This window comes from Candidatus Thermoplasmatota archaeon (assembly GCA_018814355.1).
Classification (GTDB): domain Archaea; phylum Thermoplasmatota; class Thermoplasmata; order UBA10834; family UBA10834; genus COMBO-56-21.
In genome coordinates, this window is record JAHIZT010000066.1 from 1 (window position 1) to 3,153 (window position 3,153).

2 protein-coding genes and 1 tRNA gene are annotated in these 3,153 nt (G+C 55.8%); 1 reads left to right on the plus strand and 2 read right to left on the minus strand.

The annotated features are described in order from the left end of the window. A partial coding sequence (locus KJ653_04715) for a beta-propeller domain-containing protein (protein MBU0685134.1) occupies positions 1-1,686 on the minus strand: 1,686 nt, incomplete at its 3' end. 318 nt (positions 1,687-2,004) lie between these two features. On the opposite strand from KJ653_04715, the gene KJ653_04720 reads away from it, so the two are divergent. Further along, positions 2,005-2,079 (plus strand) — tRNA-Ala (locus KJ653_04720). Positions 2,080-2,317: 238 nt separating this feature from the next. Here the strand turns inward: KJ653_04720 and KJ653_04725 are convergent. Continuing rightward, positions 2,318-3,153: hypothetical protein (locus tag KJ653_04725; protein ID MBU0685135.1), on the minus strand; the 836-nt coding region annotated here is incomplete at its 5' end.

Sequence of the window (3,153 nt, forward strand, 5' to 3'; positions counted from 1 at the left end):
ACCCACCGTCCCCCAAAGCGAGATGCCATCCTGCGCGGAGACATTGAACACATATGCCCCTGTCCAGTAATTCGAGTTACCCCAGTACAAATCGGACACCTGCATGGGGATTACTAGGAGATCTCTCTCGCGGTCGAACAGGAATGCCTTGTGGTCCCATTGAGCCATTGACCATGACCATCCTGGGGCCAGATACTTGCTCTGCTCCACGGGGTTCGTGGGGTCGGTGACGTTGTAAAGCGATATCTTCACGGAATTGTTCTCTGAGCCTATCCCAATCACGTGAGTGTCGTCTACAGGGTGCAGGTAGGACGAGAACCCAGGTATCTTGAGCTCACCAAGCACCTTGGGCGTGACGTGGTCGCTCAGGTCGATCACAAAGAAGGGGTCAATCTGCCTGAATGTAACCAGGTAGAGGGTGTCACCCAGGAAACGGGCCGAGTAGATGCGCTCAGTGGGCGCAAGGCCTTCTAGGGCACCAACGACTGCAAGGTTCGAATCAAGAACGTACACCCCGTTCCTCGGCTCAGACCATGAGGTCGTAGTCGCGACCCTAAGGTAGCCGTCCTTCTCGTCCATCGAGAACTGGTTCAGGAGCCACCCTCTGAATTCCCCCCTTGCCACGTTGACCATCGATAGGTCATCGACGGCAACCTTGTACACGGTCGTCCTCGTCGTCCACTCCTCCCTAGGTGTCGACCTCGCATCCACGAGGACTACGTCGCCAGACCACTTCTGGATGGATAGGTAGAGGGCGTCTGGGGACATGTAAACGGTCGAGGCATAGCCAGCGAGGATGGAGGAGTACTCGTAGTCACCGTCTAGGACGTCTAATGCCAGGAGGTTCATGAACGAGCTGGAGTCGCGCGTCTCTGGGTCGTAGTAGATCTGGCCGACATCGAACTCCTCGGAGTGGCTGACCTCCCAGATCAGAGGAAGGAGAGGCTTCTCCTCGACCATCCAAACGCTAGACTGACCTATCATGTAAAGGTAGTTGTCGACTATCCTGGAGGTGAGCGAGTATCCGGACACACCGCATGAGTACAAGAGCTCGGGAGCCGCGACGTCATTGATGTCGAACACCGAGACCATGGCCCTTTCCCCGGTCCATGATCCGGCGTAGTACTCGGCGTAGTCCGCGTTCCCGGTCCAAGTTGGGTACTCGAATACCGAGAGAACGACAACGAGTCTGTTCTCAAGGACGTAGATGCCGGAGATGGAGATGTAAGTGGTCATGTTCACGCGTTCAAAACCAATGAGATCCTCTGCCGTGAGAACGGTCACGTTCGCCAGCTCGGCCGGAGGATACGCCTTGATTATTGTCACGTTGTTGTATGACGCGATGTAAAGGTACTCGCCATCAGTCTTTACGAGGTCGCTCTCGTCGACGCCGGCGACCTGGACATTCGTTGTTGAATGGGAGGGCGTCTTATCTGACAACCCCATAGTTGCCTCCGTGGGGGTGCCATATCCGTAGTAGGCACTCGAGCCCCCGGATGATGGAATGTTGCCGAGGAATTCCGCAAGCTCGTGATGGGAGGAGAAAGGCCGAAGCAGGCCGCCAAGAGGAGTCTCCTCGCCGCCCTGAGTCATTGCATAGCCGATCGCCCCCGCAGTGAGGGCAGTCGCCGCGAGACATATCGCGAGTGGGATCTTGAGATAGCTATTCATATCGATCGAGGACATGATTCCGCATGGAGACTATATCTATGCCCGTTTTGCGTTGACTCCGAAGTCAACGGCTAGCGTGCTCGGGCCCCGTCACGGGAGTGGCAATCCTAAAGGAGCTGGGAATACCGGCACCCTAGGCTTCGGTCCTGAGAAAGGTAGGTGCCGGATCCTTTCCTTTTTGCCTTCACTGTGGTCTTCTCTCCCGAAAGGGAACATGAACATTCTGATTAATGAAGGCCGGGGCCACACAGATTCCTATCTGACTATCGCTCGGGAATCGCCTGAGGAAAGCTATTTAACGGCCACATTCATTGAGCCATTCCCATCCAACGGGGGCCGATAGATCAGCGGAAGATCGCCTGCTTTGCAAGCAGGAGGTCAGGGGTTCAAATCCCCTTCGGTCCACCATCATTCTCGGAAAAGACCATAAGGAAGGGAAAGGCGATTGCGGAGGACAGAGTGGGAATGGCGATCTGCCCCAATTGCGGCGCGGAGCTTTCAATGTGTCAATCTGCTGTCGTACTCTGGTGCCTTTGGCTTTTGCATGCCAAGGAACTCAGGCTAGAGATGATCGCACCAAATGCGGGCAGGCGCATTCCCGTGCCTAGGGAATCCTACTACGGCTCCAAACGCATCCTCGACGAAATCAACGCCCCGTCCAGACCGGGGCCGTCCATGCAGTCACGCCCTCCTCTCCTGAGAGATTCGACGCAGTGGTCACTCTCACATAGAAGTAGTGGGCGCTGTCCGATGTCAGCGTGGTCGTCCATTCGACGGTTGCACTGTTGAAGCTCTTGCTCGCCACGACCGCTCCGCCGTCGGATACTATCTCCACAAGCTTGATTGCGTCCGCTTTGCCGTCAGGATCTGATATCCGGACCGAGACTTCGTACGAGCTCATGGGTGACAGAACCGATCCCATGACCGCTCCATTGAGCGTGTAGTAGATCTGCAGATTCTTGTCCTGCGTAGCATAGCCTCTGCTGGACCTCATGGCGTTGTACAGGTTCTCAGGGGTCAGACTGGGAGCAAGCAGAACGGTTCTGATCTCGGAGCCTGAGATCCAGTTCGCTGAGTGTGTGTCGGAGTTCGCTGCTGGCATGACATGCCAGCCCGCGTCAAGCGCCCAGATATAGCTCAACTCATAGTACAGACTCTCGAGATTCTCGAGGACGCACATACCCTGGTCCCGATCAGCTGTGTAGTAGGCGAAGTCGAAGAAGTTCGACATCGGCGATTCATTGAACCCCATGTCGTTCGGTCCGGAGTAGTATGTTGGGTGATTCCATTGACCAAGCGCTCCAGTCTGCGCCAGCCAGTCATAGAGCGACGGCAGGGCTTCATGGATGCTCTCTTGTAGGCCGTTATTGTAACCATGCCCGCCCGGGTTCCCGTCATCGTCGTAAATCTCGGTGGTATTGTACACGTTGACCTCTCCAGCCCAGGGCAACCATAACTCATAGCCTGCCATTGCAACGAAGT